Source organism: Thioalkalivibrio sulfidiphilus, assembly GCF_000377945.1.
Taxonomy (GTDB): Bacteria; Pseudomonadota; Gammaproteobacteria; order Ectothiorhodospirales; family Ectothiorhodospiraceae; genus Thioalkalivibrio_A; species Thioalkalivibrio_A sulfidiphilus_A.
The window spans coordinates 1-25,282 of sequence record NZ_KB898928.1; the positions used below are offsets into that span (position 1 = coordinate 1).

The following is a 25,282-nucleotide window of genomic DNA, read 5'->3' on the forward strand; positions in this document are numbered from 1 at the left end:
ACAAGCCGGGACGGCTGAGCAAGGCTGGTAATGCCTACCTGCGCTCTGCACTGTTCATGCCGGCCATGGCGGCCATCAGGCACGAGCCCCGGGCCAAGGCGTTCTATGAGGCACTTGTCGCCCGCGGCAAGAAAAAAATCCAGGCTCTGTGCGCCGTGATGCGCAAGTACCTCACCGGACTGTGGGCGTGCATCAAAACCGGCAAACCCTTCGATGCCTCGGCTTTGTTTAGCGATCAACACATTGCTAAGGCTTGACTGGGAACGGAGTATCTACGATCATGATACTTGGCTCGCCTTTTTCTCTGTGACCTCTGTGTCCTCTGTGGCAAAACTGCTGTTTCACCCCAGTGTCACCTGAGCCCCGTCAATACCCCGGTCAACTTCAGCGGCTAGACTTTCTCCCATGTCCTCCTTCTTCGCCCGAAACCGTTCCGCCCTCACCATCGCCGGTGTCGCACTGCTGCTGACGCTGTGGATCCTGAGCGGGGTGCTCACCCGGGAGCCGCCTCAGATCAACCAGCGCGCCGAGGCGCAGCCCATGACCGTGGCGGTGATGCGCAGCGCGGCACAGACCGTGGAGCGGCTGCTCACGCTGCAGGGCGAGGTGCAGGCGGATCAGCGGGTGACGGTGCGCGCGGAGACGGCGGGGCGCATCGCTGCCCTGCCGGTGGAACTGGGACAGCGGGTGAGCGCAGGCGAGGTGATCGCGCGCATCAGCATGGACGACCGGGAGGCGCGGCTGCGCCGGGCCGAGGCGACAGTCAGGGGGCGGGAGACCGATTATCGCGCCGCCCAGCAGCTGGCGCGGGAGGGCTTTCAGGCGCAGCTGCGGGTGGAGACGGCACTGGCGGAGCTGGAGGCGGCCCGGGCAGAGCTGGAAGCCGTGCGCCTGGACATCGCCAACACGCAGATCCGTGCGCCCATCGCCGGGGTGGTCAACCATCGCTACGCGGAGGTGGGCGACTTCGTCGGCCGGGCTGATCCAGTGGCCGAGGTGCTGGAGAACCATCCCCTGCGCGCGGTGGTGCAGGTGCCGCAGCACAACGTGCATCGGGTGCAGGTGGGCGGTCCGGCCCACGTGATCTTCGTGGACGGCAGCGAGCACACCGGCACGGTGCGCTACATCTCGGCCCGGGCGGACACCGCCACGCGCACCTTCCGGGTGGAGATCACCGTGCCCAACGAGGAGCGCGTGCTGCCCTCGGGGGTGAGCGTGCAGGTGCGCATCCCGGTGGAACAGGTGATGGCCCAGCGTATCTCGCCGGCGCTGATCGGTCTGGACGACCGGGGGCGCCTGGGGGTGAAGACCGTGGATGACGACGACCGGGTGGCCTTCCACGTGGTGGACGTGGTGCGCGCCGATGCCGACGGTGTCTGGGTCACCGGTCTGCCGGAGGCTGCGCGCATCATCACCATCGGCCAGGGCTTCGTGAATGCGGGCGAGCCGGTGCGGGTGGTGGAGGAAGGCGCCGGTTCATGAACGCCTTGATTCAGGCGGCCCTGGATCGCAACCGCACGGTCCTGCTCCTGCTGCTGCTGATCCTCACCGCCGGCGGTATCAGCTACGTCTCCATCCCCAAGGAGGCGGCGCCGGACATCGACATCCCCATCTTCTTCGTCTCGGTCACCTATTCGGGCATCTCGCCGGAGGACAGCGAGCGCCTGCTGGTGCGCCCACTGGAGCGGGAGCTGCTGCCCGTGGCGGGGCTCAAGGAACTGCAGTCCCGGGCCGGCGAAGGCTTCGCGCTCATCCGCCTGGACTTCGAGCCGGGCTACGACAACCGCCAGGCCCTGGCCGACGTGCGCGAGCAGGTGGACCTGGTGCGCGGCGAACTGCCCCAGGGCACCGACGAGCCCCAGGTCATCGAGGTGGACCTGTCCATGTTCCCGGTGCTCACCACCACGCTCTCGGGGCCGGTGCCGGAGCGCACCCTGGTGCGCATCGCCCGTGACCTGCGCGACCGGCTGGAGTCCCTGCCTGGGGTGCTGGAGGTGAACATCGGCGGCGACCGGGTGGACGTGCTGGAGGTGATGGTCGATCCCCTGGTGATGGAGACCTACCGCATTCCCTACCAGCAGCTCATCCAGGCCATCGAACGCAACAACCGCCTGGTGGCCGCCGGCGCCATGGACACCGGCGCGGGACGGGTGACGCTGAAGGTGCCGGGGGTAATCGAGTCCCTGGAGGACGTGCTCAACCTGCCGGTGATGGTGGACGCGGGCACGGTGGTCACCTTCGGCGACGTGGCCACCGGGCGGCGCACCTTCAAGGACCCGGAGGGCTTTGCGCGCATCAACGGCCAGCCTGCGGTGTCGCTTGAGATCCGCAAGCGCGGCGGTGCCAACATCATCCACACGGTGAACGACGCCATGGCGGTGATCGAGGCGGCCCGGGCCGACTGGCCCGAGGCGGTGCGGGTGGATCACCTGCAGAACATGGCCGACGACATCGCCGATCTGCTGGGGGATCTGGAGAACAATGTCATCCTCGCCATCGTGCTGGTGATGCTCACCATCGTCGCCGCACTCGGCGGGCGCTCCTCCTGGCTGGTGGGGCTGGCCATCCCCGGCGCCTTCCTGGGCGGGATACTCGCCATCCATCTCATGGGCTTCACCCTCAACATCGTGGTGCTGTTCTCGCTGATCCTGGTGGTGGGCATGCTGGTGGACGGGGCCATCGTGGTGGTGGAGCAGGCGGACCGCTATCTGGCCGAGGGCATGGACCGGCGCGAGGCCTTCGGGCGCGCGGCGGTGCGCATGTCCTGGCCCATCATCGCCTCCACGCTCACCACGCTCGCGGTGTTCTTCCCCATGCTGTTCTGGCCGGGCATGGTGGGTGAGTTCATGTTCTTCCTGCCCGCCACGGTGCTGGTGACGCTCACCGCCTCCCTGCTCATGGCGCTCATCTTCATCCCCACCCTGGGCAGCCTGGTGGGGGCGCGGGACGCGAGCCGCCCGGCGCAGGTGGCGCGCATCCAGGCCGCCGAGCGCGGCGACTACGACCACATCGACGGCTTCACCGCCCGTTACGTGCGTCTGCTGCGCTACCTGGTGAGCCACCCGGGGCAGACCTTCTCGGTGGCGGTCATCCTGGTGGTGGCGGCCTACGCCGCCTACGGCCAGTTCGGCCGGGGCGTGGATTTCTTCCCCCACGTGGAGCCGCGCTTCGCCCAGGTGCAGATCCAGGCCCGGGGCGATCTCTCCGTGTGGGAGGCGGACGCCCTGGTGCGCCGGGTGGAGGCGCGCCTGCTGAACGTGCCCGAGATCCAGACCGTCTACGCGCGCACCATCGGCACGCCCCGGGAGCGGCTCATGGCCGACTATGCCGAGGACGTGATCGGCGTGATTCAGCTGGAGCTGATCGACTGGCGCCTGCGCCCGCCCGCCGCCGAGATCCTCGCCCGCCTGCGCGCCGAGACCGCCGACCTGCCGGGCCTGGTGCTGCAGTTCCGGGAACAGGAGGGCGGCCCGCAGCAGGGCAAGCCCATCCAGGTGGAGGTCTCGGGGCGGGAGGTGGCGGCACTCGACCAGGCTGTGTCACGGATACGCGCCCACATGGACCGTCTGGGCGGCTTCGTGGACGTGGAGGACGACCGCTCCCTGCCCGGGGTGGAACTGCGCGTGGAGGTGGACCACCGGGAGGCGGCCCGCTACGGGGCGGACATCGGCCTGCTGGGCAACGCGGTGCAGATGGTGACCCAGGGGATACGGCTCGGCGGCTACCGGCCCGAGGATGCCGACGAGGAGGTGGACATCCGGGTGCGGTTCCCCTTCGATGAGCGCAACCTGGCGCAGCTGGTGAACCTGCGGGTGCCCACCGCCTACGGGCTGGTGCCCATCAGCAACTTCGTGGAATTCCGCCCCGCGCCCAAGACCGGCATCATCAAGCGGGTGGACGGGCGGCGCAGCTTCACGGTCAGCGCCGATGCGGCCTCGGGCCTGCTGGTGGACGACCAAGTGCGCCGCCTGCAGGCGGCCATCGCGCAGGAGGGGCTTCCGGAGGGGGTTGAGATCCGTTTCCGGGGCCAGGCGGAGGAGCAGGCCGAGGCCCTGGGTTTCCTGGAGCTGGCCTTCGGGCTGGCCGTGTTCCTGATGTTCCTGATCCTGGTCACCCAGTTCAACAGCCTCTACCAGGCGGGGCTGGTGCTCTCCGCCATCGTGTTCTCCACCGCCGGGGTGCTGCTCGGGCTGATCCTGCGCCAGGAGGCCTTCGGCATCGTCATGAGCGGGGTGGGGGTGATCGCGCTGGCCGGCATCGTGGTCAACAACAACATCGTGCTCATCGACACCTACAACGTGCTGCGCCGCCAGGGCCTGGACGCCGTCGAGGCGGCGCTGCGCACCGGCGCCCAGCGCCTGCGCCCGGTGCTGCTCACCACCATCACCACCATCCTGGGCCTCACGCCCATGGTGTTCGGGCTCACCGTGGACTTCACCGGCCGTGACTTCAGCATCGGTGCCCCTTCCACCCAGTATTGGGTGCAGCTGGCCACCGCCATCTCCGGCGGCCTGCTGGTGGCCACGCCGCTCACCCTGCTGGTCACCCCGGCCATGCTGGTCTGGGGGGATCGGCGCGGACGCGCACATGGGCCGGCTCAATAGTTCAGGGCTATCGAGGTCTTAGGCACAATCTATCTGTCATCTGTCACACAGGGTCTATATTCGATAGGAGTCCGCGCAATTACTCAGTGCCAGGACCCCTGGCAGGGAGCCGACCCAATATGCCCCAGCACGGCCTTCGTGACCCCAGTTCGGTACCGCAACGGGGGACTGCCCCCCGGCAGTTGCCGACCTCCCAGGATCTCCATGACAGTTCCGCCCTCGCCATCATCCGGGAGATGCTGGACAAGGCGGACGTGCGCATCAATGGCGACCGCCCCTGGGACATGATCATGCGCGATGAGTCGGTGGCCGAGCGGGTGCTGGCCTACGGTAGCCTGGGTCTGGGCGAGAGCTACATGGACGGGGACTGGCACGCCGAGCGCCTGGACGAGTTCTTTACCCGGGTGCTGGCCGCCCGGCTCGACCGGGAGGTGGAACACCCTATCCGGCTTGCCATTCATGCTATCCGGCACCGGCTCTTCAACCTGCAGAACATGCGCCGCGCCTGGCAGGTGGGCCAGGTCCATTACGACCTGGGCAATGGCTTCTACGAGAAGATGCTCGATCGCCGCATGACCTACACCTGCGGCTACTGGGCGCAGGCCTCGGATCTCGAGTCGGCCCAGGAGGCCAAGCTCGACATGATCTGCCGCAAGCTGGATCTCAAGCCCGGCCAGCGGGTGCTGGACATCGGCTGCGGCTGGGGCAGCTTCATGAGGTTCGCCGCCGAGCACTACGGCGTGGAGTGCGTCGGCGTGACCATCTCCAAAGAACAGGCCGCCCACGGTCAGAAGCTGTGCGAGGGCATGCCGGTGGAGTTCCGGCTCATGGACTACCGGGAGCTGGACGAGAAGTTCGACCACATCGCCAGCGTCGGCATGTTCGAGCATGTGGGCCACAAGAATCATCACACCTACTTCCAGGTGGCGCGCCGCTGCCTCAAGGACGGCGGCCTGTTCCTGCTGCACACCATCGGCAAGAACCGCCGCCACAGCACCCCCGATCCCTGGATCGACCGCTACATCTTCCCCAACGGCGACCTGCCCTCCCTGGACCAGATCGCCGAGGCGGTGGAGGACCAGTTCATCATCGAGGACCTGCACAACATCGGCGCCGACTACGACCGGACCCTGATTGCCTGGAACGAGAACTTCCAGGCCGCCTGGCCGGAACTCTCCGGACAGTTCGACGAGCGTTTCAAGCGCATGTGGGAGTACTACCTGCAGGCCTGCGCCGGCGCCTTCCGCGCGCGCACCATCCAGGTCTGGCAGCTGGTGCTGAGTCCGAACGGTGTGCCGGGGGGTTACCGAAGACCCCTGTAGGAGGCCCGACCCCGGGCCGAAGTACACTGCCCTCTCGCCAAGGCGCGAAGGCGCAAAGAAATCCATTCAACGCCCTAACTCCGCGCCCCTGCGCCTCCGCGAGAGGACGGCCTTTCAGGTTTTGGTGAATTCGCGGCGGGGTCGCCGCTCCTACTCATCTCCCTTCTTGCGTTTCAGGAACCGGATCCAGCCTTCCCGGCTCACCGGCCGCGTGCTCCAGTTGAGTTCGATGGAGAGCATGCGGATGGCGAAGGTGATCAGGATGGTGAGCCAGCCGGCCAGCACCACGGCCAGTCCCAGCCACTGGGTCAGGGCCATGTAGGAGAAACAGCCGCCCAGCACCGCCAGGGCATAGAACTGCCCCGGCCGCAGGATCAGGGGCGGGTCGCCCGCCAGCACATCGCGGATCACGCTGCCGCCCACCCCGTTGATCACCCCCACCAGCAGCGCCGTCGGCACGCTCAGGCCCGCCGCGAGCGACAGCTCGATGCCCACCACCGCGAATCCGCCGATGCCGGCGGCGTCGATGATGGCCACGCCGCGGCGGTTGAAAAACGGGTGATCGCCGAACAACAGGCCCACCAGCGCCGCCGCCGCGATGACGGCCAGGTACTCGGGGTTGGTGGCGAACAGGGGAGGACCCTGCTGCAGGAATAGCCCATCACGGATGAGACCGCCGCCCGCGCCGGTGGCGAGCGCCAGGAAGAACATGCCCACGATGTCGTAGCCCTTGCGGATGGCCACCACCACGCCGGAGAGTGCAAACACGAACACCGCGCCGAGATCGAAATAGATGGGCAGGGTGAATCCGTCGGCGGGGGAGATCATGGCTGTGTGGCTCCGGGAGTGGCTTGGGTCTGCTGGCTAGGGAGTTTGAAGTGGGAAGTGGGAATGTGGAAGTGCGAATGTGGAAGTGCGAATGTGGAAGTGCGAAGCAGGTGGATCGCTTCGCGCTTGTTGCACAGGCTCGTCCATAGGGCGCCCCACAGGTGCTGCCCGGCACTGACCAGGGCCGGGACGGCGGGCACGGCCCGCCCCATGGGGCTTTGATGTGCGAAGTCCTGCTTTTCATTTCCCACTTCCCAATTCCCACTTCGCACTTCAACTCGGCATTCTGTAGTTCTCCTGGGTCATCAGGTCGATGCCGCATTCCAGGTTGGAGATCCAGTCCAGGAACTGGCCGATCATCTCCTTGCCCCGGAAGGCCGGACCGTGCTGGGGCACCATCATGTCCACGTTCATGTGACGCACCATGTTGGCCCACAGGCGGGTGATCTTGCGCGACACCATGTAGCGGCGGTGAAAACCCTCCATGTGCGGGATATGGGCCTGAAAGTCCTCCACGAACGGGCTGCCTGCGGGGTCGTCGATCACCGAGGCCCCCATGTCACCGGAGAACAGGATGCGGCTCACCGGGTCGTAGAACTGGAAGTTGCCCACCGAGTGCAGGAAGTGGGCGGGCACCGCTTTCAGCACCGCATCGCCCATGGGGATGTCGCCGCCGCCGTCGGGCAGTGCCAGGCAGCGGCCGCCCACCTGGCTGCCCAGGTACCCAGGGATCAGGTGCGGCACGAAGCGCGACCAGAGGCGGGAGCAGACCACCGTGGCGTTGGTGCGCGACAGCCAGCTGGACAGGGAGGCGATGATGTCCGGGTCCTGGTGGGAGGCCACCAGGTAGTCCAGGTCCTGCAGCCGGATGTGCTTGCTGATCTCCATGGACAGGGCGGTGAAGGTCAGGTCGCCGCCGGGATCGATCAGGGCCTCGTGTTCTCCATGGATCACCAGGAACTGGTTGGACTGGACCCCCTCCCCGGTGACCAGGTCGCCGAAGGATAGGCATCGATGGTTGCCGTCGTCGTATAGCACCGTGGCCATGGCGTAAATGTCCTTGTGGATTGGGGTGTCCTAAAATAACGGGCTTTGCTGTCGGCAAATTTGACACTGGTCAAGATGCCGGTCATTCACCATCTTGCTTTCAAGCCGATCCGGAGTAGCCATGTCCAAGAGCCTGAGTGATTTCATCAAGGAAGCCCGCGAGCGCGTCGAGGAGGTGAGCGCCGATGACCTGCAGGAGGCCCTGGAGGAGGGCGAGGACCTGCTCCTGGTGGACATCCGCGAGCCCTACGAATACGAGAAGGCCCACATCCCCGGCAGCCTGCTGATCCCGCGGGGGATGCTGGAAGGCGCCGCCGATCCCAACAACCCCCACCGCATCGAGGCCCTGTACACCGCTAAGGACCGCGCCATCGTGGTGCTGTGCAATACCGGCGGGCGCTCCGCCATGGCCGCCGACACCCTCCAGCAGATGGGTTTCGGCAAGGTGCGCAGCCTATCCGGCGGGCTGAAGATGTGGGAGGCGGAGGACTACGAGATGGCGGCGGGGGCGTATGAGGGGCAACTGCCGTAAATGAAGTGAGAAGTGGGAATTGGTAAGTTCGAAGTAAATGCCTTTCAGTTCTCACTTCCCAATTCTCACTTCGTTCATTAATCCGTCACCATCCCGTCACACCCCTGACAAAGGAGGGTCATAGCATGCGCAACAGTGAGTACCGGAGACTGCACCATGCGCCATGCCGCCCCGCTGTCCGATCAGGACATCGTCCGATCCGAGCCGTCCCATGCCCTGCACGTGGAGCTGGCGGCCACCCGGGCGGACGTGGAGGCCTCCATGCGGCTGCGCTACCAGGTGTTCGCCGAGGAGATGGGCGCGCAGGTGGAGGGTGCGGAAGAGGGGCTCGACCGGGACTACTACGACGCCTTCTGCCATCACCTGCTGGTGCGCGATTCGGTCACGGGTCAGGTGGTGGGCAGCACGCGCATCCTCACCGACCAGCAGGCCGGTGCCGCGGGTGGCTTCTACTCCCAGAGCGAATTCGACCTCACTGCCATCCGCGCACTGCCGGGTCGCATCATGGAGATCGGTCGCACCTGCATCCACCCGGACTACCGCACCGGCGGCGCCATCACCATCCTGTGGGCGGGCATGGCGCGCTTCATGGCCATCCACCGCTTCGATTACCTGATGGGCTGCGCCAGTATCGGCATGGCCGATGGCGGCGCGGAGGCCCACGCCATCATGGCGCGTCTGCGGGAGAAGCACCTCAGCGCACCGGAACTGCGGGTCACGCCACGCCTCGCCCTGCCGCCGGTCGACCGGGTGTCCGACACCGCCAACATGCCGCCGCTGCTCAAGGCCTACCTGCGCATCGGCGCGCGTATCTGCGGCGAGGCCTGCTGGGATCCGGATTTCAAGGTGGCCGACGTGTTCATCCTGCTGAACATGGACCACATCCCCGCCCGTTATCAGCGTCACTTCCTGGACCGCAGCTGGCCGGCCCAAGGGGGACGCGGTCATGAAGTCCTTGAGAGTCACGTTTAGGCTGATGCTGCTGCTCGCCCACATGCTCATCGGAATGGCCGCGATCCTGGCCATCGGCCATCAGCGGGACGGGCATATCCCCCGCGGGCGGTTCGAGCGGGCGGTGCGCTGGTGGCTTGGACGCATTCCGCGCATCGCGGGTGTGCGGGTGCACGCCCGGGGCGTACCCGCCGACGGTCCTGTGCTGGTGGTCTCCAACCACGTCTCCTGGCTGGACATCCCGGTGCTGGGCGGGCTTGAGTCGGTGGGTTTCCTGTCCAAGGCCGAGGTGCGCCGCTGGCCCATGATCGGCTGGCTCGCAGCGCGCACCGGCACCCTGTTCATCCGTCGTGGTGCAAACACCTCGAACGCCGTCAGCGAGGCCATCGCCGAGGATCTCAAGCGCGGCCGCCGGGTGCACGTGTTCGCCGAGGCCACCACCACCGATGGCACCGACGTGCGTCGCTTCCATCCCCGCCTGCTGGCGGCGGCCCAGGACACGGGCAGCCCGATCCAGCCGGTGGCCATCCGCTACCTGCCCACCCCGGATGGCCGTCCCAGCCCGGCGCCCTACCATGGCGATGCCGTGCTGATGTCGAGCGTGATCCAGGTGCTGGCCGAGCCGCACCTGGACGTGGAAGTGAGCTTCCTGCCGGTGATTCACCCCGAGGGGCGAGAGCGCCGCGAACTGGCCGACGCCGCCCACCAGGCGGTGCGTGCCGTGGTGGTGAATCAGGCCGTCACCGACACCCCGGAGCGCACATGAATAGGGCCCCGAACTTTCCCAAGGAAGGACAGTTCGGGGCGATGCGCGTAGGGCTCGTCACCGAGACCTGGCCGCCGGAGATCAACGGCGTGGCCCACACCCTGCACCACATGACCCAGGGGCTGCTGGGCCGCGGCCACAGCGTGCATCTGGTGCGCCCCCGCCAGCACCGGGCCGACAGGCCCAACGGCGAGATCACGGGCCTGATCGAACAGGTGCTGCCCGGTCTGCCCATCCCCGGCTACAAGGGCCTGCACTTCGGCCTGCCCGCCCGCGGCGCGATCCTCAAGGCCTGGACATCTGCCACGCCCGACGTGGTGTACCTGGCCACCGAGGGCCCCCTGGGTCATTCCGCCCTGGCGGCGGCCCGCTCCCTGGGCGTGCCGGTGGTGAGCGGTTTCCATACCAACTTCCACAGCTACAGCCGCTACTACCGGCTGGGCTTTCTCGAACCCGCCGTGGCCGGCCTGCTGCGCCGTTTCCACAACCGCACCGACTGCACCCTGGTGCCCACGGAGAACCTGCGCGCCGAGCTCACCGGACAGGGCTTTCGCAACTGCGCGGTGCTCGCCCGGGGCGTGAACACCCGCCTGTTCGATCCCGCCCGCCGTGACCCGGACCTGCGCCAGAACTGGGGCGTGGAGGGCGACGCGCCGGTGGTGCTGTACGTGGGGCGTCTGGCGGCGGAGAAGAACCTGGGTCTCGCCGTGGAGGCCTTCCGGGCATTGCAAAGCAAATGCCCCGCCGCCCGTTTCGTGCTGGTAGGCGACGGTCCCCTGGCTGCGGAACTCAAGCGCCAGCATCCGGACTTCGTGTTCTGCGGCATGCGCACCGGCGAGGACCTGGCGCGCCACTACGCTAGCGGCGACGTGTTCCTGTTCCCATCCACCTCCGAGACCTTCGGCAACGTGGTGCTGGAGGCCATGGCCAGCGGCCTGGCCATTGTCGCCTACGACTATGCCGCCGCCCGGGAACACCTGCGCGACGGCCGCTCAGCGGCCCTGGCGCATCTCGACGATGCCCACGGCTTCGTGGCCCGCGCCCGCGCCCTGGTGGAAGACCCCGAGCGCATCCGCGCCCTGGGGGCCGCCGCCCGGGAGCGGGCCCTGAGCGTGGACTGGGACCATATCTACGACACCCTGGAGTCACTGCTCCGGGCGCATGCAGCGGGAGGACTATCCCATGGGTCTGTTACAGCGAATCGGTGAAGCGGAAATGAACCTGTGCCTGGTGTTCAACCGGGCCAGCCTGCGTCCGGTCCCGGGACGAATGTTCGCGGTGGTCAGCCGTCTGGGCGATGGCGTGTTCTGGTACGTGCTGATGATCGCCCTGCCCGTGATCCACGGCTGGGAGGCCATCTGGGCCAGCCTGCACATGGCCGTGGTGGGCGCAGTGGCCCTGCCCATCTACAAGTGGCTGAAGCACACCACGGTGCGTTCGCGCCCCTGCGACCGGGATGCCCTGATCCACCGCAGCGTGCCGGCCCTGGACCAGTTCAGCTTCCCCTCCGGCCACACCATGCACGCGGTGGGTTTCACCATCGTGCTGCTGGCCTACTACCCGGAATGGGCGCTCCTGGTGGTGCCCTTCACGGTGCTGGTTGCCCTGTCCCGCCTGGTGCTGGGCCTGCACTATCCGACCGATGTGCTGGCCGGCGCGGGCATTGGTGCCACGGTGGCCCTGGTGAGTCTGGCCCTGTAGCCGAGCCTGCCGGGGCCGGCGTCCTGGCCGTTCCGCCCCCGGCCCGGGTGCCACCCCGTTGACCCCGCCATCAAGCATGGTTGTACGATGCGTGACGGCTAGGTTGGTGGATCCTCAATGGAATTCCCCCGCACTTGAAACCGATGGCCTCCGGCCTCACTCTAAGTCTCATGCCTTCCCGCCCGCAGTGAGGTTTACCCGGCATGAATACTCCTGGCCATCCCGGCCGCGATTGCGGGCTATTTCGTCGCTCATGTCCTGTCACAGCGATGGCACAGCCGGCGAGGGCATTTGTCCCTGCGCAATGTTGGAAGGCCCGGCACGGTCAAATCCTCGAGTCCTGACGGTCAGAACTGAAGGGTGACTCTCCTCCATCGGCACATGTTCATAGGTGTTTGCTCGCCGCGTATTGACACCTGATACGTAACAGGTGACGATGTGGGCATGATCAGGAGCTTCAGGCACAAGGTATTGGAGAGGTTTTTCCACACAGGCGCGATCGCAGGCATCCAGGCCAGTCATGCCCGCAGACTTCGTCTCATCCTCGGCCGACTCCATGCAGCAAGCAGTCCCCAGGACATGAACCTGCCAGGGCTGCGGCTCCATGAATTGTCAGGCAAGCGCAAGGGAACCTGGGCGGTGAATGTCAGCGGCAACTGGCGCGTCACTTTCAGGTTCAATGGCATCGATGCCGAAGTCGTGGACTATGAAGATTATCATTGAGGTTTAATCATGCAGATGTACAACCCCCCGCATCCCGGCGAAGTCATCCGTGAACTGTGCCTGGAACCCCTCGGTATCTCGGTGACGGATGCGGCCAAGGCCCTGGGTGTGAGCCGCAAGACGCTCAGCGCCATCCTGAACGGACACGCAGGCATCAGCCCTGAGATGGCCGTGCGCCTGTCCATCGCCTTCAATACCTCTGCCGAGAGCTGGATGCAGCAGCAGGCCCAGTACGATCTCTGGCATGCCGAACAACGGCGCAAGGAATTGAAGGTCGAACGTCTTGTTGCCGCCTGAGCGCGACGCTGTGAACATGGCACATCCCATTGTTTGGGGTGGCGGGTGACATGACTCCAGGGATCAACGTCGCAAAAAAGGCGGGTATTGCTCACAAGGTCCACGAGTACGCCCACGATCCTGCCAGCGAGTCCTACGGCCTGGAGGCCGCGGAGAAGCTGGGACTGCCGCCCGAGCGGGTGTTCAAGACCCTGGTGGTGAGTCTCGACGGGCGGGAACTGGCGGTGGGCGTGGTGCCCGTGGCGGCCATGCTTTCCATGAAGCAGATCGCCCGTGCCGCAGGCGCCAAGAAGGCCGCCATGGCCGACAAGACCGAGGTGGAGCGGGTGACCGGCTACGTGCTGGGCGGGGTGAGTCCGCTGGGGCAGAAGAAGCGCCTGAGGACCTTCATCGACGCCTCGGCGCAGCAGTTTTCCAGCATCTTTGTCAGCGCGGGGCGTCGCGGGCTCGAGATCGAGTTGAGTCCCGGGGATCTCGCCAGCCTGACGGATGGGCGGTTCGCCGAGATCAGTGCATAACCAACAGACCATGATGCGGACATGCCCGATCTCCTGATCCTGTTCCTGGCGGCATTCGCCGCGGCGGGCATCTCGGGCGCGGCGGGCTTCGGCGGCGCGCTCCTGCTGCTGCCCCTGCTGGTAGCCTCCGTCGGCGTGGTCCAGGCCGTGCCCCTGCTCACCATCGCGCAGCTGATCGGCAACCTGTCCCGCGCCGGCTTCGGCTTCAGGCAGATTCACTGGAGGCCCGTTGGCTGGTTTCTGCTCGGGGCCGTGCCCCTCTCCGTGCTGGGCGCCCTGTCGTTCGTGCAGCTGCCCAAGGAACTGGTCACCCGGGCCATCGGCGCGGCCATCCTGGTGTTCGTCGGGCTGAAGTTTTTCGGCGCGCTTAGGCTGCGGCCCGGGCGCGGCTTGCTGCTGGTGGGCGGCGGGGTGGTCGGATTCCTGTCCGGGCTGGTGGGCAGCGCGGGTCCCCTGGGTGCGGCGATCTTCCTTTCACTCGGCCTGCCCCCGGTCGCCTACATCGCCAGCGAGGCGGTGACCGCCCTGGCCATGCATGGCGTCAAGACCGTGGTGTATCAGCAGTTCATCAGCCTGGATCGGGACTTCTGGTCCCTGGCGGTGCTGCTGGGCGTCGCCATGGTGCTGGGGACCTGGACGGCCAAGCGCTTCATCGAGCGCATGCCCCGGGAGCTGTTCCAGAAGTTCGTGGCGATCCTGCTGGTGCTGATTGCCGGATACATGCTGATCCACGGTTGACCCGCCTCTGCCACGAGGGCGACCCGCGGCCATCGCGGTTCCAGCGAGGCCGATCTATGCTTCAACCTAGAAACGGCAGTTGAACGCGCCCGAGTGTGCGGTTTTCGTGTTGTCTGGCAAGGCGCGACGACGAGGAATGGTCGTTCCATTCCGAGGAGTCGCAACGCCGCCAGGCGACACGAAAACCGTGCAATCGGGTGCGTAGCGGGGCTCACCCGATGGGTGAGCGTCATCGAAGCCGTGATCGTCAGTGACCATGGGGCCTGGCGAAGGAAATCGAGCGGTCAACTGCCGTTTCTAGGTTCAAACCATCTGGCAGGCTCAACGGGTTTGGGAGAAACGGCCATGATGAGCAGCAGGCAGTTTATCGCCGCGGCGGCGGTGGCGGGTTCCGGCATCGCCCTGGGTGCCTACGCCCTCAAGGCGCAGAACGCCCGCACGCAATACCAGCGGCATGTGGAACAGACCTGGCGGCATGGCGGCGGCGAGACGGTGCAGGGCAGGGAATTGCTGCTCGAACTGGTGCGCTATGCGACGCTCGCGCTTTCCAGCGCTGATCTGAATCTGCTGGAGGCCGCCGGCACCGGCCCCGGCGTCAGCGTGCTCCTGCTGACCGATCGTCAGGTCATGGAGAACGTGCTCGACTTCGTGATCCAGGGCAACACCGCCCAGATACGCGATCCCGCCTTCGTCAGGGAGCTCAAGGACTGGGTGGAGGCGGGACGCGCGTTCGAGCGTTTCGCTTTGCAGGCAACGGCCCTGGGGGTGCGCACGGCACATCTCAACCAGCCCGTCGAGGTGCCCTCGCTGCGACCGGCGTTCGCCGGGCTGGTCGGTGCCGCGGGGGCGAGACCCGATCTGGTCATCCGCTTCGGTCGCGGCCCGGAGATGCCCCGGTCCGTGCGCCGTCCGCTGGAGGCCGTGCTGCTCTGATTCGGGACACCCGCCTCACCCGCAGCGGGTGTGCATCGTCTCCAGTGCACTGCTGTCCAGCCGCGCCAGCGTCATGCGTTGCCCCCACACGCAGCCGGTGTCCAGGCACAGCACGTCATCGCCCTTGTAGAGTCCCAGCGTGGACCAGTGGCCGAACACAATGCGTGTGCCCACGCTCCTGCGTCCGGGCACGGCGAACCAGGGCATGAGATGTGGCAGCTGACCGCCCGGGGCGCCCTTGTATGCCATGTCCACGCTGCCGTCGGCGGTGCAGTAGCGCAGGCGGGTAAAGCAGTTGGTGATGAAGCGCAGGCGCTCCCAGCCCTGCAGTGATTCAGACCACTGGTCCGGCTCGTCGCCGTACATGCGTTCCAGCAGCGTCGGGTGGTCCGGGCCGCGCAGCACGGTCTCGACTTCCGAGGCGCAGGCGCGGGCCGTGGTCAGATCCCACTGGGGCGGCAGGCCCGCGTGCAGCAGTGTCCACTGGATGCGCGGGTCGTGGTGCAGCAGCGGACGGTGACGCAGCCAGTCCATGAGCTCGGCGCGATCGGGTGCATCCAGGATGGGCTGCACTGTGTCCTTGCGCCGGACCTTGTGCACACCTTGGTGGATGGCCAGCAGGTGCAGGTCGTGATTGCCCAACACGGAGATGGCGGCATCGCCCAGATCGCGCACGAAGCGCAGGGCCTCCAGGGATTCCGGTCCGCGGTTGACCAGATCACCCACCAGCCACAACTGATCGGCAGCGGGATCGAAGCGCACTTGCTCCAGCAGGCGCTTGAGCGGAGTGAGGCAACCCTGGAGGTCGCCGACGGCGTAGATGGACATGACTCAAGTGTGAAGGGCGAAGTGTGAATTGGGAAGTGCGAATGGAAGTACGAAGGGTGAATTGGGAAGTGCGAAGGAAAGCGCTTATTCCCACTTCACAATTCACCCTTCGTCCTTCACCAATCGTATGTGCCTGAACCAGCCCCCCGCGAGTGCCGGACTGTCCTCGACCACGCGCAGGTTCGGGTGCGGCGCAAGCAGCGCCTCGAACACCACGTCGGTGCGGGTGGCGAGGCGGCTGATGACGGGATTGATCAGGCGCCGCAGGGGTGCGCGCTGTCCCGGGCGCAGGAACTTGTCCAGGATCAGCAGTTGTGCACCGGGGCGCGCGACGCGAACGGCCTCGGCGAAGGCGCGCGCGGGCTCAGGCACGACAGCGAGGATCAGGTGCAGCACCACCGCATCGAACCGGTCGTCCTCGAAGGGCAGGACCATGGCATCACCCTCGTGCAGTTCGATCTCGATCCCCAGCTGATCGGCGCGGCTGCGTGCCCGCGCCAGCATGGCGGGGGTCAGGTCGATGCCATGGTAGCGTCCGCCCGTAGGCAGATAAGGCAGGTCCAGACCCGTGCCGATGCCCGGCAACAGGATCTCCTGACCCGCCACCTCACCCAGCCGCGCCAGGCTGCGCCGGCGCGGACCGCGCAGGGCCCGGTCCACGAACAGGTCGTAGATGGGGGCCCAGAGGGTGTAGGTGTGTTTTAGAGACAAGTGGCTAGTGGCAAGTGGCTAGTAGCAAGGGAAAGGCAAAGGATCTATTGAACTTCCTTGCCACTTGAGACTTGCTACTGGCCACTGCATTCAATGAAGGGTTCGTGGGATCGAGAGCATGAACGCCGGGATCTCGGCGTCGAATTCCACGCCGTCGTCGGCGCGCATCTGGTAGCTGCCCTGCATGGTGCCCACGGGGGTCTCGATCATGGTGCCGCTGGTGTACTGGAAACCCTCGCCGGGTTTCAGGTAGGGCTGCTCGCCCACCACGCCCTCGCCGCGCACTTCCTGCACCTTGCCGTTGGAATCGTTGATGATCCAGTGGCGGGTGAGCAGCTTGGCGGGCACGCGGCCCACGTTGCGGATGGTGATGGTGTAGGCGAACACGTAGCGGGAACCGTCCGGGTCGGACTGCTCAGGGATGTAGGTGGTCTTTACGTCCACCTCGATGTGGTGATCCTGGTTGTGCTGTGCGGTCATGGTCTTATGCTTTGGTCAAATAATTCAAAATTCAAAATTCAAAATTCAAAAGGGATTTACTTCCCACTGCCCGATTCACCCTTTGCACTGTTGAGTGCCCAGCGCGCCGCACCCATCAGCCCGGCATTGGGTTCGTTGATCACCTTCACCGGCAGCCTGGCCAGCAGGTGGCTCATGGGTGGCTTACGGCTGAAGGCGGCGATGAAGTCGCCGTTCTGCAGCAGGGGCAGGATGCGCGGCGCGATGCCGCCGGCGAGATACACGCCGCCGGTGGGCAGCACGCCCAGGGCCAGGTCGCCGGTCTGTGCGCCATAGAGGCGCACGAACAGGCGCAGGGTCTCCCGGGCCAGGGGTTCGTCGCCGCGCAGGGCGAAACGGCTCAGGGCGGCGGCGGGATCGCCCTCGGCCATGGCATCGGCCAGGGCGGGGCCGGGCGCGTGGCCCTCGGTCTGCAGGAAGGCGGCGATGCGGGCGATGCCCCGGCCCGAGAGCAGGTGTTCACGGGTGCAGCGACCTTCCTCCCGGGTGACGAACTGCCACAGGCGGATCTGCTGCGCATCGGTGGGTGAGAAGCCGGCATGGCCACCCTCGCCGGGCAGCAGGCCCGCGCCATTGGCGCACACGGCGCAGACCCCGAGACCGGTGCCGGCGCCCACCACCAGGCGCGGGCCGGCGGGATCGGGTTCGCCGGCCTGCAGGGTGGCGAGCGAGGAGGCGGGCAGGTCGTCCACGCTGTGGGCCACGCCTTCAAAATCATTGATCAGCACCACGCGGGCGATGCCCAGGGTGTCGGCCAGGGAGGCGCTGTCCAGGTGCCAGGGCAGGTTGGTGAGCCGGGCCTGCTGACGCACGGCATCGCCCTCCACCGGGCCGGCAATGGCCAGGCAGGCGCTGCTGATGCGCGCGGGATCGACACCTTCATGCTTGAGGAAGGTGTGCGCCAGGGTCTCGAAGTCGGGGAAGGCGGCGCTCTCGAAACGCTGGGGGGTGTCCAGGTGCAGGCGGCCGCGTTCCTGACGCCCCAGGGCGATCAGGGTCTTGGTACCACCGATGTCGGCTGCCAGTACGTGCATACGGGTAGTGTACTGCACCGTCCCGGGTCGTGGGTTCAGAGCCCCCGGAAAGCATCGGGGCAATGTCGCCTCAGTCCCCGCCGTCACCGCTCAGGGACCGTGCAGCATCCCGGTCCAGGTGCCACACGGGCGGACGGGCGGGTGCCAGCAGGGCGGCGGGCAGGGCGGCATCCTCGGCGCCGGCCGGATGCAGCACCCGGGCCACGGTGTCGGCCTTGTCGGCACCGGTGACCAGGAACCACAGGGCATCGGCCTGCTCCAGCGCCGGGCGGGTCAGGCTGATGCGCCAGCTGCCCTTCTGGGGCACATAGACGGCCGCCACCGGCCGATCCGTCACCTCCAGGATGTCCGTGCCGGGGAACAGGGAGGCGGTGTGTCCGTCCGGGCCCAGGCCCAGCAGCACCAGGTCGAACACGGGCATGCCCTCGCGCCGGGGCAGGTCGGACAGGACTGCGCCGTAGCGGCGCGCGTCGCCTTCGGGGTCGTTGGGGTCCGTGACCATGGGGTGGATGCGTTCGGGGGGGATCGGCACCCGGTCGAGCCAGGCCTCACGGGCCATGCGGTGGTTGCTGTCGAGGTCATCCTGGGGGACACAGCGCTCGTCGCCGTAGAAGATCTCCCAGTGGGACCAGTCCCCGTGCCCGGGGCCGATCTGCGCCAGGTGTTCGTACAGGGCGCGGGGCGTGCGACCGCCGGCCAGGGCGATGCGGAACACGCCGTGCGCCCGGATGCAGCGCGCGGCCAGATCCAGGACCTCGCTGGCCACGGTCGCGGCCAACTCCTCCGGGTCCGCGTGGATCCTGACCTGTGGCTCGCGGGGGTGATTCATCGCTTCCCCTGCCGGGCCTCGGCCAGCGCCCCGAGCGGGTTCAGACCTGTGCGCATGGATGCGGTTCGCCAGGGCGACGAACTGGGCGACGCTCAGGGTCTCGGGGCGGGCTGCGGGGTCCAGGCCGGCGGCCTCGATGGTGTCGGCATCCGCCATGCCGCGCACGGCGTTGCGCAGGGTCTTGCGCCGCTGGGTGAAGGCCTGGTTGACCAGGCTGGCGAACAGGGCCTCGTCGGCGGCCGGGTGGGGCAGGGTCTCCCAGGGGGTCAGGCGCACGTAGGCGGAGTCCACCTTCGGCGGCGGGCGGAAGGCGCCGGGACCGACCCGGAACAGGGCCTCGGCCCGGCAGCGGTACTGGGTCATGATGCTCAGGCGGCCGTAATCCCGGGTGTTGGGGGCGGCGGCGAGCCGGTCCACCACCTCCTTCTGCAGCAGGAAATGCATGTCCCGGATGCGCGGCGCGCTTTTCAGCAGGTGGAAGATCAGCGGCGTGGAGATGTTGTAGGGCAGGTTGCCCACCACCCGCAGCTGCCCGCCCTCGGGGGCCAGTGCGGTGAAATCGAAGCGCAGGGCGTCCGTCTGGTGCACCACGAGTTCACCAAGCCCGCATATTTCACCACCGTTCGTCGCGAGGGCGTCGAGATGCCGCTGTGACGGGGCGCGCGGAGCGGAAGACGGCGCCGGCGTAGCCGACACTACGTCAAGCCGGCTGAAGTGAGCACGCCCCGTCACAGCGAGCAGATCGGCGGCCGCAGTAGAAGGGTGGTGAGATATGCGGGCTAGCCCCTGGCAGCGTTCCACCAGGGGCGGGATCACGTCACGGTCCAGCTCCACCACGTGCAGCACCCGGCAGCGTTCCAGCAGGGGTGCGGTCAGGGCCCCGAGGCCGGGGCCGATCTCCACCAGGGTCTCCCCCGGCCGGGGGGCGATGGCGGCCACCATGCGTTCGATGATGGCCGCATCGTGCAGGAAGTGCTGCCCGAAGCGCTTGCGGGGGATGTGCGACTCGCTCAAGGGGGATCAGCAGCGGTAGACGTCGAATACCTGGCGGCCGTCCTGCAGCGGACCCATGGGCACGATGGTGTTGCCGTTCCAGTCCTTGGCGGCGGCATTGCGGGCGGTGGCCTCGGCCTCCTGGGCGAGTTTCTCCGGGGGACGACGCACGAAGCCCACCTTCTCGGTGATGGTCACGGTGGTGGACCCCAGGCGCTGGCAGTTGCGCACATCCGAGGCGGTGGCCACGCGCACGTGCTGGCCCTCGGTGGTCACGGGCACGAAGGTGCAGGCGCCGAGGCCCAGGGTGATGGCCAGGGCGCCGGTGAGGATGGCGCCGGTGCGGATCGGGGTGTGGATCATGGTCGTCTCCTTGAGTGTGTTGGATGGTTGTTCAAAGACCTCGGGCCGAGCGGGCCATCTCAATGGCCAGGCGCTCGGCCTCCATGAAGCTGCCGGCCTCGGCCCGGCCGCTGCCCGCCAGATCCAGGGCGGTGCCGTGGTCCACGGAGGTGCGGATCAGGGGCAGGCCCAGGGTGATGTTCACGGCGCGGCCGAAGCCCGCGTGCTTGAGCACCGGCAGGCCCTGATCATGGTACATGGCCAGGATGGCATCCGCGTGTTCCAGGTGCCGGGGTGTGAACAGGGTATCGGCGGGCAGGGGTCCGATCAGGTGCAGGCCTTGCGTGCGCAGGCGCTCCAGCACCGGGCCGATGACCTCGATCTCTTCCCGGCCCAGGTGGCCCCCTTCGCCGGCATGGGGATTTAGACCACAGACCAAGATTCTCGGTTCGGAGATCGCGAATTTTGTTTTCAGGTCCTGGTTGAGCACCCGCAGCACGTGTTCCAGGCCCGCCGGGGTGATGGCATCGGCCACGGCCCGCAGGGGCAGGTGGGTGGTGGCCAGGGCCACGCGCAGTTCGCCGGCCGCGAGCAGCATCACCGGGGTGGGCGCGCCGCTGCGCTCGGCCAGGAACTCGGTGTGGCCGGTGAACGGGATGCCGGCGTCGTTGATGATGCCCTTGTGCACCGGCCCGGTGACCAGGGCGTCGAAGCGCCCATCCAGGCAGCCGGCCACGGCGCTCTCCAGGGTGGCCAGCACGTGGCGGGCGTTGGCCGTGTCCAGATGCCCAGGCCGCACCGGGGCATTCAGGTCATGGGCCATGACCGTGAGGCAGCCCGCCGGGTCGGGGGCGGCCGGGGTCTGCGGATCGAAGGGGCGGATCTCCAGCGGCAGGCCGAGCAGGCGCGCGCGCTCGCGCAGCAACGCCGGGTCCGACAGCACCACCCGCTGGGCCGCGCACGGCACCCGGGCGACCGCAACCACCAGGTCGGGACCGATGCCGGCGGGTTCACCGGGGGTGATGGCGATGCGTGGGGTGGTGGTCATCCTGGGGCGGGTTGGGTCAGAAGGCATTGTTCTCTCGCAGAGGCGCAGGGACGCGGAGAAGTGCATTAACAATGATTTGGATTTCCCTGTGACTCTGTGGCTCCGTGAGAGGACAGGCTTTATGTTCAGCAATAAAACCCATCCTCTCACGGAGCCACGGGGACACGGAGAAAAAATTCTGAATAAAGTCTTTTCCCCGCGCCTCTGCGCCTCCGCGAGAGAAAATGCCTTTACAGCCCGCTCACGCGGGTCTGCAGGCGTAATTCCACGTAGGCCTCGTCGCGCAGGCGGCGCAGCCAGAGCTCGGTTTCTTCCTCGCGCTTGCGTTCGCGGATGATCTCCCGGGCCTGGGCACGCATCAGCTGGCGGGAGCTGTCGTAGGTGCGGCGGTCCAGCACCTCCACGATGTGCCAGCCGAAGGGGCTCAGGAAGGGCTCGCTCACAGTGTTGGGGGGTAGGGCGTTCATGACCTCCTCGAACTGGGGCACCAGGTCGCCGGGATCGGTCCAGCCCAGGTCGCCGCCGCGCATGGCGCTGCCCCGGTCGTCGGAGTGGGCGCGGGCCATGTCGCCGAAATCGTCACCCATGAGGATGCGGTTGCGCAGGCCGGTGATCCGCTCACGGGCGGCTTCCTGGCTCAGGATGGCGGTGGGCTGGATGAGAATGTGCCGGGCGTGGGTCTGGGTGATCTGCGCCCGCTCGCCGCCGCGGCGCTCCTGGAGCTTGATCAGGTGGAAACCGGAGGGGGAGCGGATCAGCTCGCTCACCTCGCCCTCGCGCATCAGCACCACGTTGCGGGCGAACAGGGTGGGCACCTGGGCGGCAGCGCGCCAGCCCAGGTCGCCGCCTTCCAGGGCCTGCTGGCCGGCGGACTCGCTCAGGGCCAGTTCGGAGAAGTTCTCCCCGGCGACGGCGCGCTTGCGGATGGCCTCGGCGCGCTCCCGGGCGGCCTGGATGTCGGCGGCATTGGCGCCCTCGGGCAGGGGCACCAGAATGTGGCTCAGCCGGTATTCCACGTCCCGGTCGATGGCGCCGGACTCGCTGGCGATCAGGTCGTCGATCTCCTGCTCGCTCACCTGGATGCGGTTTTCCACCTGGCGGCGGCGCAGCTGGCCGATGGTCATCTCGTCGCGGATCTGTTCGCGGAAAACCTGGAAGTCGATGCCGTCCGCCACCAGCCGGTCGCGGAACTCCGGCAGGCTCATGCGGTTTTCCCGGGCGATGCGCTCCATGGTCTGGTTGAGGGTGATGTCGTCGATGCGGATGCCGGCGCGGGTGGCCTGCTGCAGTTGCAGGCGTTCGAGGATCAGGCGTTCAAGCACCTGTGGGATGAGCACGTCATCCGGCGGCAGCCGTCCGCCGCGGCTCAGGATCTGCTGGCGCACCGTGTCGAGCCGGTTGTGCAACTCGCTGTGCATGATCACGTCATCTTCCACCAGGGCCACGATGTGGTCCACGGGGGTGTCGTCAAGCCGCTGCGCCAGGCCCTGGACAGGCCAGGCCAGCAGTATGGCAAGGAACAGTGCCGGCAGGGCGAACAGTGTGTTGCGAATCTCAATCATAGGTCTCGTAACCCCGAATGCTTTCCCCCAAGAACTCGTCTAGGCCTTTGCCCAGGCCGGCCAGTCCCTTGAGGATCAGCTGGAAATAAATGGCGTTATTGTACTCCCGCGCCTCACCCGCCGTCAGATAACGCCGCGCCACCAGGCGGGCCCGCCAGCAGCAGCTCTCGTATTCGAGGCCCGCCAGCACCTCCAGATCGCGCTCGTCCCGCAGGCTGTAGTTGTAGCGGCCTACCAGATCCCAGCGGGCCGAGACCGGCCAGGCGGCGGACAGGTCCACCTGCTCGATCTCCAGATCCGGGCGCAGGGGGTCCTCGCGCAGGCGGTAGCCCAGGTTGGCGATGCGCCGGCCCGGGCCCCGGTACTGCAATTGGGCCGTGGCCAGCTCGGTTTGTTCCCCGTGGGGGTCCCACTGGATGGCGCCCCGGGCCGACCATTCCCGGGCCAGACGCAGGGCCGCCTCCGCCACCAGGCTGGAGCGGTCCTCGGTGGCCGGTGCAGGGGCCAAGGTCACCCGCCGGTCGTCGAAGTAGAAGATCTGGCCGAGGCTCGCCCGGTAGCGCTCCTCGCCGCTGGCCGGGTCCAGGCGCCGGGAGGTCAGGGCCAGGGTCAGCTGGTTGGCATCGCCCACCCGGTCTGCGCCGGTGAAGCGGTGATCACGGAACAGCTGGTCGAAGCTGAAGTCCATGCGCCCGGTGTCGAACAGGGGCAGCTCGTCCTGGTCCCGGTAGGGTACGTAGAGGTAGTAGGCGCGCGGCTCCAGGGTCTGCAGGCCGCCGTCCGCCAGGGGGCGGTCGAAGAACAGGCCGCTGTCCACGCTGACGATGGGCACGCTGCGGTCGGGCCGGGTGTCCGTGCCCGGCGCGGCATTCTCCAGCTGATAGCTGGTGTAGCGGTACTTCACGCCCGGAGTGAGGAAGCCCCAGGGCTGGCGCAGGGGCATCTTCACCCCGGGCATCAGGTCCAGGCGCTGGCCGGTGAGGGTGTCCTGGCGCTCGAAGGCCACCCACTCCGCCCGCAGGCTGCCCTCCAGCAGGCGGGGGGTGGTGGGCGGGGCCGTGGTGAACAACACCTGAGGCAGGCGTTGGTAGGGGCGCCCGGTGGCAGGGATGGCCGGGTCCACGGTCTGATAGCCCTGGAAGCGGGTGAGCAGATTCCAGCCGTCGCCCGTGTAACGCAGGTCGGCGCGGTTCTCCAGGTGGGTGGTGCTGGCCACCGCCAGGGAGTCACCCAGATCCGTGAGATAGTCGGCATCGGAGACCTGGTTGATGTGCACGTCCAGGCGTGTGCGGGGCAGTGGGTCGGCCTCATGGCGCAGGGTCAGGGAGCCCCGCTCCTCGCCGTAGTCCCGATCATCCAGGTATTCCAGGTTCAGTTCGCCCCGGCTGCGGGGATTGAGGTAGCGGAACTCGGTGCCCATCAGCACCCCCCGGTCTCCCAGGATGCGCGGGGTCAGGGTCGCATCCCGGTGCGGGGCGATATTCCAGTAATAGGGGACCGACAGGTCCAGGCCCGAGGCATCGGAGTTGCCGATGCTCGGGTACAGGAAGCCGGATTTGCGCCGGTCGTCGATGGGAAAGCTGATGTACGGGGTGTAGAACAGCGGCGCGCCCTTGAAGCGCAGCAGCACGTTGCGGGCGCGTCCCTCGCCGCTCTCCCGGTCCAGATCCACCCGGCTGGCGCGCAGGATCCAGTCATCCTTGCCCTCGTCGCAGGTGGTGTAGCTGGCGTTGCTCAGGCGGAAACGCTCGGCGTCCACGCGCTCCACCCGGCTGGCCGCGCCCCGGGCGTGCATGGGGGCGTAGAAGTAGCGGGCGTCCTCGAACCGGCCCTGGTCCGTGTTCAGCAGCAGGTAGCCGCGCGGGCTTTCCAGGCGGAACTGGCTGTCCTCGAAACGCACCCCGCCCTCCGCCTCGGCCAGCCCCTCCGCCTCGCTGAAACGCAATTCGTCCGCGCTCAGGGTGCGGCCATCCCGGGACAGCTCCGCGTTGCCCCGGAAGATGGAAATGCCCAGCCGGTCGATCAGGGCCTCGTCGGAGAACAGGTGGATGCGGGTGTTGCCGGCAGGCACCAGCGGGCTGAACGGCGCCTGCTCCGCCGGGCGGCACAGGGCCCAGGGATCGAAGTCTTCGGCCAGGGCGGGGGTCGAAGCCGCCGCCAGTGCCAGGGTCAACAATGTCCGTTTCAGCAGGTCCACGCTAACTGGTCGCTTTCGGGCTGGACTGGCTGCGGCCATGCCGCACAGCCATCCCGCGAAAAAGACAACGGCCCCGGGTAGGGGCCGTGCCGGATGAGCCTGCCGTTTTCGGCAGGTGACCGCGCCGGGCAGGGGCTCAGCGACGGGACTTCTTCTTGGTGGCGGTCTTCTTGGGCGCGGCCTTTTTCACCGTCTTCTTGGTGACGGCCTTCTTGGGCGCGGCCTTTTTCACGGTCTTCTTGGTGACGGCCTTCTTGGG

Annotated in this window: 25 protein-coding genes and 1 pseudogene; 14 read left to right on the plus strand and 12 right to left on the minus strand. The window is 67.4% G+C overall.

The window, feature by feature from the left end; all coding sequences use genetic code 11:
* From D580_RS15165 to cfa, 4 genes are all read left to right on the plus strand, one after another.
* A partial coding sequence (locus D580_RS15165; RefSeq protein ID WP_026290026.1) for a transposase occupies positions 1 to 257 on the plus strand: 257 nt, incomplete at its 5' end.
* Positions 258 to 405: 148 nt separating this feature from the next.
* Positions 406 to 1,482 (plus strand): efflux RND transporter periplasmic adaptor subunit, encoded by a 1,077-nt coding sequence (locus D580_RS0104320; protein WP_018953206.1) that lies wholly within the window; start codon positions 406 to 408, stop codon positions 1,480 to 1,482.
* Positions 1,479 to 4,604, plus strand: a complete 3,126-nt coding sequence (locus D580_RS0104325; protein ID WP_018953207.1) for an efflux RND transporter permease subunit — start codon at positions 1,479 to 1,481, stop codon at positions 4,602 to 4,604. The genes D580_RS0104320 and D580_RS0104325 overlap by 4 nt, the downstream gene beginning before the upstream one ends.
* 182 nt (positions 4,605 to 4,786) lie before the next feature.
* Positions 4,787 to 5,926 carry a cyclopropane fatty acyl phospholipid synthase gene (gene cfa / locus D580_RS0104330; protein WP_018953208.1) on the plus strand — a complete coding sequence of 380 codons (1,140 nt, stop codon included), beginning with the start codon at positions 4,787 to 4,789 and terminating at the stop codon, positions 5,924 to 5,926.
* Positions 5,927 to 6,076: 150 nt separating this feature from the next.
* On the opposite strand, the gene D580_RS0104335 is transcribed toward cfa, so the two are convergent.
* Together D580_RS0104335 and D580_RS0104340 are read right to left on the minus strand one after the other, a co-directional pair.
* Positions 6,077 to 6,754 carry a trimeric intracellular cation channel family protein gene (locus tag D580_RS0104335; protein WP_018953209.1) on the minus strand — a complete coding sequence of 226 codons (678 nt, stop codon included), beginning with the start codon at positions 6,752 to 6,754 and terminating at the stop codon, positions 6,077 to 6,079.
* A 273-nt stretch (positions 6,755 to 7,027) separates the two neighbouring features.
* Positions 7,028 to 7,801, minus strand: coding sequence for an MBL fold metallo-hydrolase (locus D580_RS0104340; RefSeq protein WP_018953210.1), 774 nt, complete (start codon positions 7,799 to 7,801; stop codon positions 7,028 to 7,030).
* Positions 7,802 to 7,922: 121 nt separating this feature from the next.
* Between D580_RS0104340 and D580_RS0104345 the strand changes: the two genes are divergently transcribed.
* The 10 genes from D580_RS0104345 to D580_RS0104390 all read left to right on the plus strand — a co-directional run bounded on the left by D580_RS0104345 (position 7,923) and on the right by D580_RS0104390 (position 14,960).
* Positions 7,923 to 8,333 (plus strand): rhodanese-like domain-containing protein, encoded by a 411-nt coding sequence (locus D580_RS0104345; RefSeq protein WP_018953211.1) that lies wholly within the window; start codon positions 7,923 to 7,925, stop codon positions 8,331 to 8,333.
* Positions 8,334 to 8,489: 156 nt separating this feature from the next.
* Positions 8,490 to 9,305 (plus strand): GNAT family N-acetyltransferase, encoded by an 816-nt coding sequence (locus tag D580_RS0104350; RefSeq protein ID WP_018953212.1) that lies wholly within the window; start codon positions 8,490 to 8,492, stop codon positions 9,303 to 9,305.
* Positions 9,280 to 10,050: a lysophospholipid acyltransferase family protein gene (locus D580_RS15170; RefSeq protein ID WP_038043155.1), complete on the plus strand. Its 771-nt coding sequence runs from the start codon at positions 9,280 to 9,282 to the stop codon at positions 10,048 to 10,050. Before D580_RS0104350 ends, D580_RS15170 begins: the two co-directional genes overlap by 26 nt.
* Positions 10,051 to 10,091: 41 nt before the next feature.
* Positions 10,092 to 11,258: a glycosyltransferase family 4 protein gene (locus D580_RS0104360; RefSeq protein ID WP_018953214.1), complete on the plus strand. Its 1,167-nt coding sequence runs from the start codon at positions 10,092 to 10,094 to the stop codon at positions 11,256 to 11,258.
* Positions 11,233 to 11,751 carry a phosphatase PAP2 family protein gene (locus D580_RS0104365; RefSeq protein ID WP_081617238.1) on the plus strand — a complete coding sequence of 173 codons (519 nt, stop codon included), beginning with the start codon at positions 11,233 to 11,235 and terminating at the stop codon, positions 11,749 to 11,751. Before D580_RS0104360 ends, D580_RS0104365 begins: the two co-directional genes overlap by 26 nt.
* 444 nt (positions 11,752 to 12,195) lie before the next feature.
* Positions 12,196 to 12,474, plus strand: coding sequence for a type II toxin-antitoxin system RelE/ParE family toxin (locus D580_RS0104370; protein ID WP_018953216.1), 279 nt, complete (start codon positions 12,196 to 12,198; stop codon positions 12,472 to 12,474).
* Positions 12,475 to 12,483: 9 nt separating this feature from the next.
* The gene (locus tag D580_RS0104375) at positions 12,484 to 12,771 is read left to right on the plus strand and encodes a HigA family addiction module antitoxin (protein ID WP_018953217.1); all 288 of its coding nucleotides are present in this window, start codon (positions 12,484 to 12,486) and stop codon (positions 12,769 to 12,771) included.
* A gap of 50 nt (positions 12,772 to 12,821) precedes the next feature.
* Complete coding sequence (ybaK, locus tag D580_RS0104380; protein WP_018953218.1) at positions 12,822 to 13,289, plus strand: Cys-tRNA(Pro) deacylase; 468 nt, start codon at positions 12,822 to 12,824, stop codon at positions 13,287 to 13,289.
* 21 nt (positions 13,290 to 13,310) lie between these two features.
* On the plus strand, positions 13,311 to 14,027 hold the full coding sequence (locus D580_RS0104385) for a sulfite exporter TauE/SafE family protein (protein ID WP_018953219.1): 717 nt from the start codon (positions 13,311 to 13,313) through the stop codon (positions 14,025 to 14,027).
* A 345-nt stretch (positions 14,028 to 14,372) separates the two neighbouring features.
* Positions 14,373 to 14,960, plus strand: a complete 588-nt coding sequence (locus D580_RS0104390; protein ID WP_018953220.1) for a hypothetical protein — start codon at positions 14,373 to 14,375, stop codon at positions 14,958 to 14,960.
* A gap of 15 nt (positions 14,961 to 14,975) precedes the next feature.
* Here the strand turns inward: D580_RS0104390 and D580_RS0104395 are convergent, their stop codons facing one another.
* From D580_RS0104395 to D580_RS0104435, 10 genes and pseudogenes are all read right to left on the minus strand, one after another.
* The gene (locus tag D580_RS0104395) at positions 14,976 to 15,788 is read right to left on the minus strand and encodes a symmetrical bis(5'-nucleosyl)-tetraphosphatase (RefSeq protein WP_018953221.1); all 813 of its coding nucleotides are present in this window, start codon (positions 15,786 to 15,788) and stop codon (positions 14,976 to 14,978) included.
* Positions 15,789 to 15,890: 102 nt separating this feature from the next.
* Positions 15,891 to 16,499, minus strand: a complete 609-nt coding sequence (locus tag D580_RS0104400; protein ID WP_018953222.1) for a class I SAM-dependent methyltransferase — start codon at positions 16,497 to 16,499, stop codon at positions 15,891 to 15,893.
* A 90-nt stretch (positions 16,500 to 16,589) separates the two neighbouring features.
* The gene (gene apaG, locus D580_RS0104405; protein WP_018953223.1) at positions 16,590 to 16,979 is read right to left on the minus strand and encodes a Co2+/Mg2+ efflux protein ApaG; all 390 of its coding nucleotides are present in this window, start codon (positions 16,977 to 16,979) and stop codon (positions 16,590 to 16,592) included.
* A 56-nt stretch (positions 16,980 to 17,035) separates the two neighbouring features.
* On the minus strand, positions 17,036 to 18,052 hold the full coding sequence (gene glk / locus D580_RS0104410; protein ID WP_018953224.1) for a glucokinase: 1,017 nt from the start codon (positions 18,050 to 18,052) through the stop codon (positions 17,036 to 17,038).
* 70 nt (positions 18,053 to 18,122) lie between these two features.
* Positions 18,123 to 18,881 carry a 6-phosphogluconolactonase gene (pgl, locus tag D580_RS17050; RefSeq protein ID WP_081617240.1) on the minus strand — a complete coding sequence of 253 codons (759 nt, stop codon included), beginning with the start codon at positions 18,879 to 18,881 and terminating at the stop codon, positions 18,123 to 18,125.
* 57 nt (positions 18,882 to 18,938) lie between these two features.
* Positions 18,939 to 19,895: pseudogene (rsmA, locus tag D580_RS17055) on the minus strand (16S rRNA (adenine(1518)-N(6)/adenine(1519)-N(6))-dimethyltransferase RsmA); the annotation flags it as partial.
* Between the two features lie 6 nt (positions 19,896 to 19,901).
* Complete coding sequence (locus tag D580_RS0104420; RefSeq protein ID WP_012639267.1) at positions 19,902 to 20,237, minus strand: DUF4156 domain-containing protein; 336 nt, start codon at positions 20,235 to 20,237, stop codon at positions 19,902 to 19,904.
* Between the two features lie 31 nt (positions 20,238 to 20,268).
* On the minus strand, positions 20,269 to 21,264 hold the full coding sequence (gene pdxA, locus D580_RS0104425; protein ID WP_018953226.1) for a 4-hydroxythreonine-4-phosphate dehydrogenase PdxA: 996 nt from the start codon (positions 21,262 to 21,264) through the stop codon (positions 20,269 to 20,271).
* 230 nt (positions 21,265 to 21,494) lie between these two features.
* A complete protein-coding gene (locus D580_RS0104430; protein WP_018953227.1) occupies positions 21,495 to 22,826 on the minus strand; it encodes a peptidylprolyl isomerase in 1,332 nt (443 codons plus the stop codon).
* Positions 22,819 to 25,023 carry an LPS-assembly protein LptD gene (locus D580_RS0104435; protein ID WP_231363488.1) on the minus strand — a complete coding sequence of 735 codons (2,205 nt, stop codon included), beginning with the start codon at positions 25,021 to 25,023 and terminating at the stop codon, positions 22,819 to 22,821. Before D580_RS0104435 ends, D580_RS0104430 begins: the two co-directional genes overlap by 8 nt.
* Between the last annotated feature and the right edge of the window lie 259 nt (positions 25,024 to 25,282).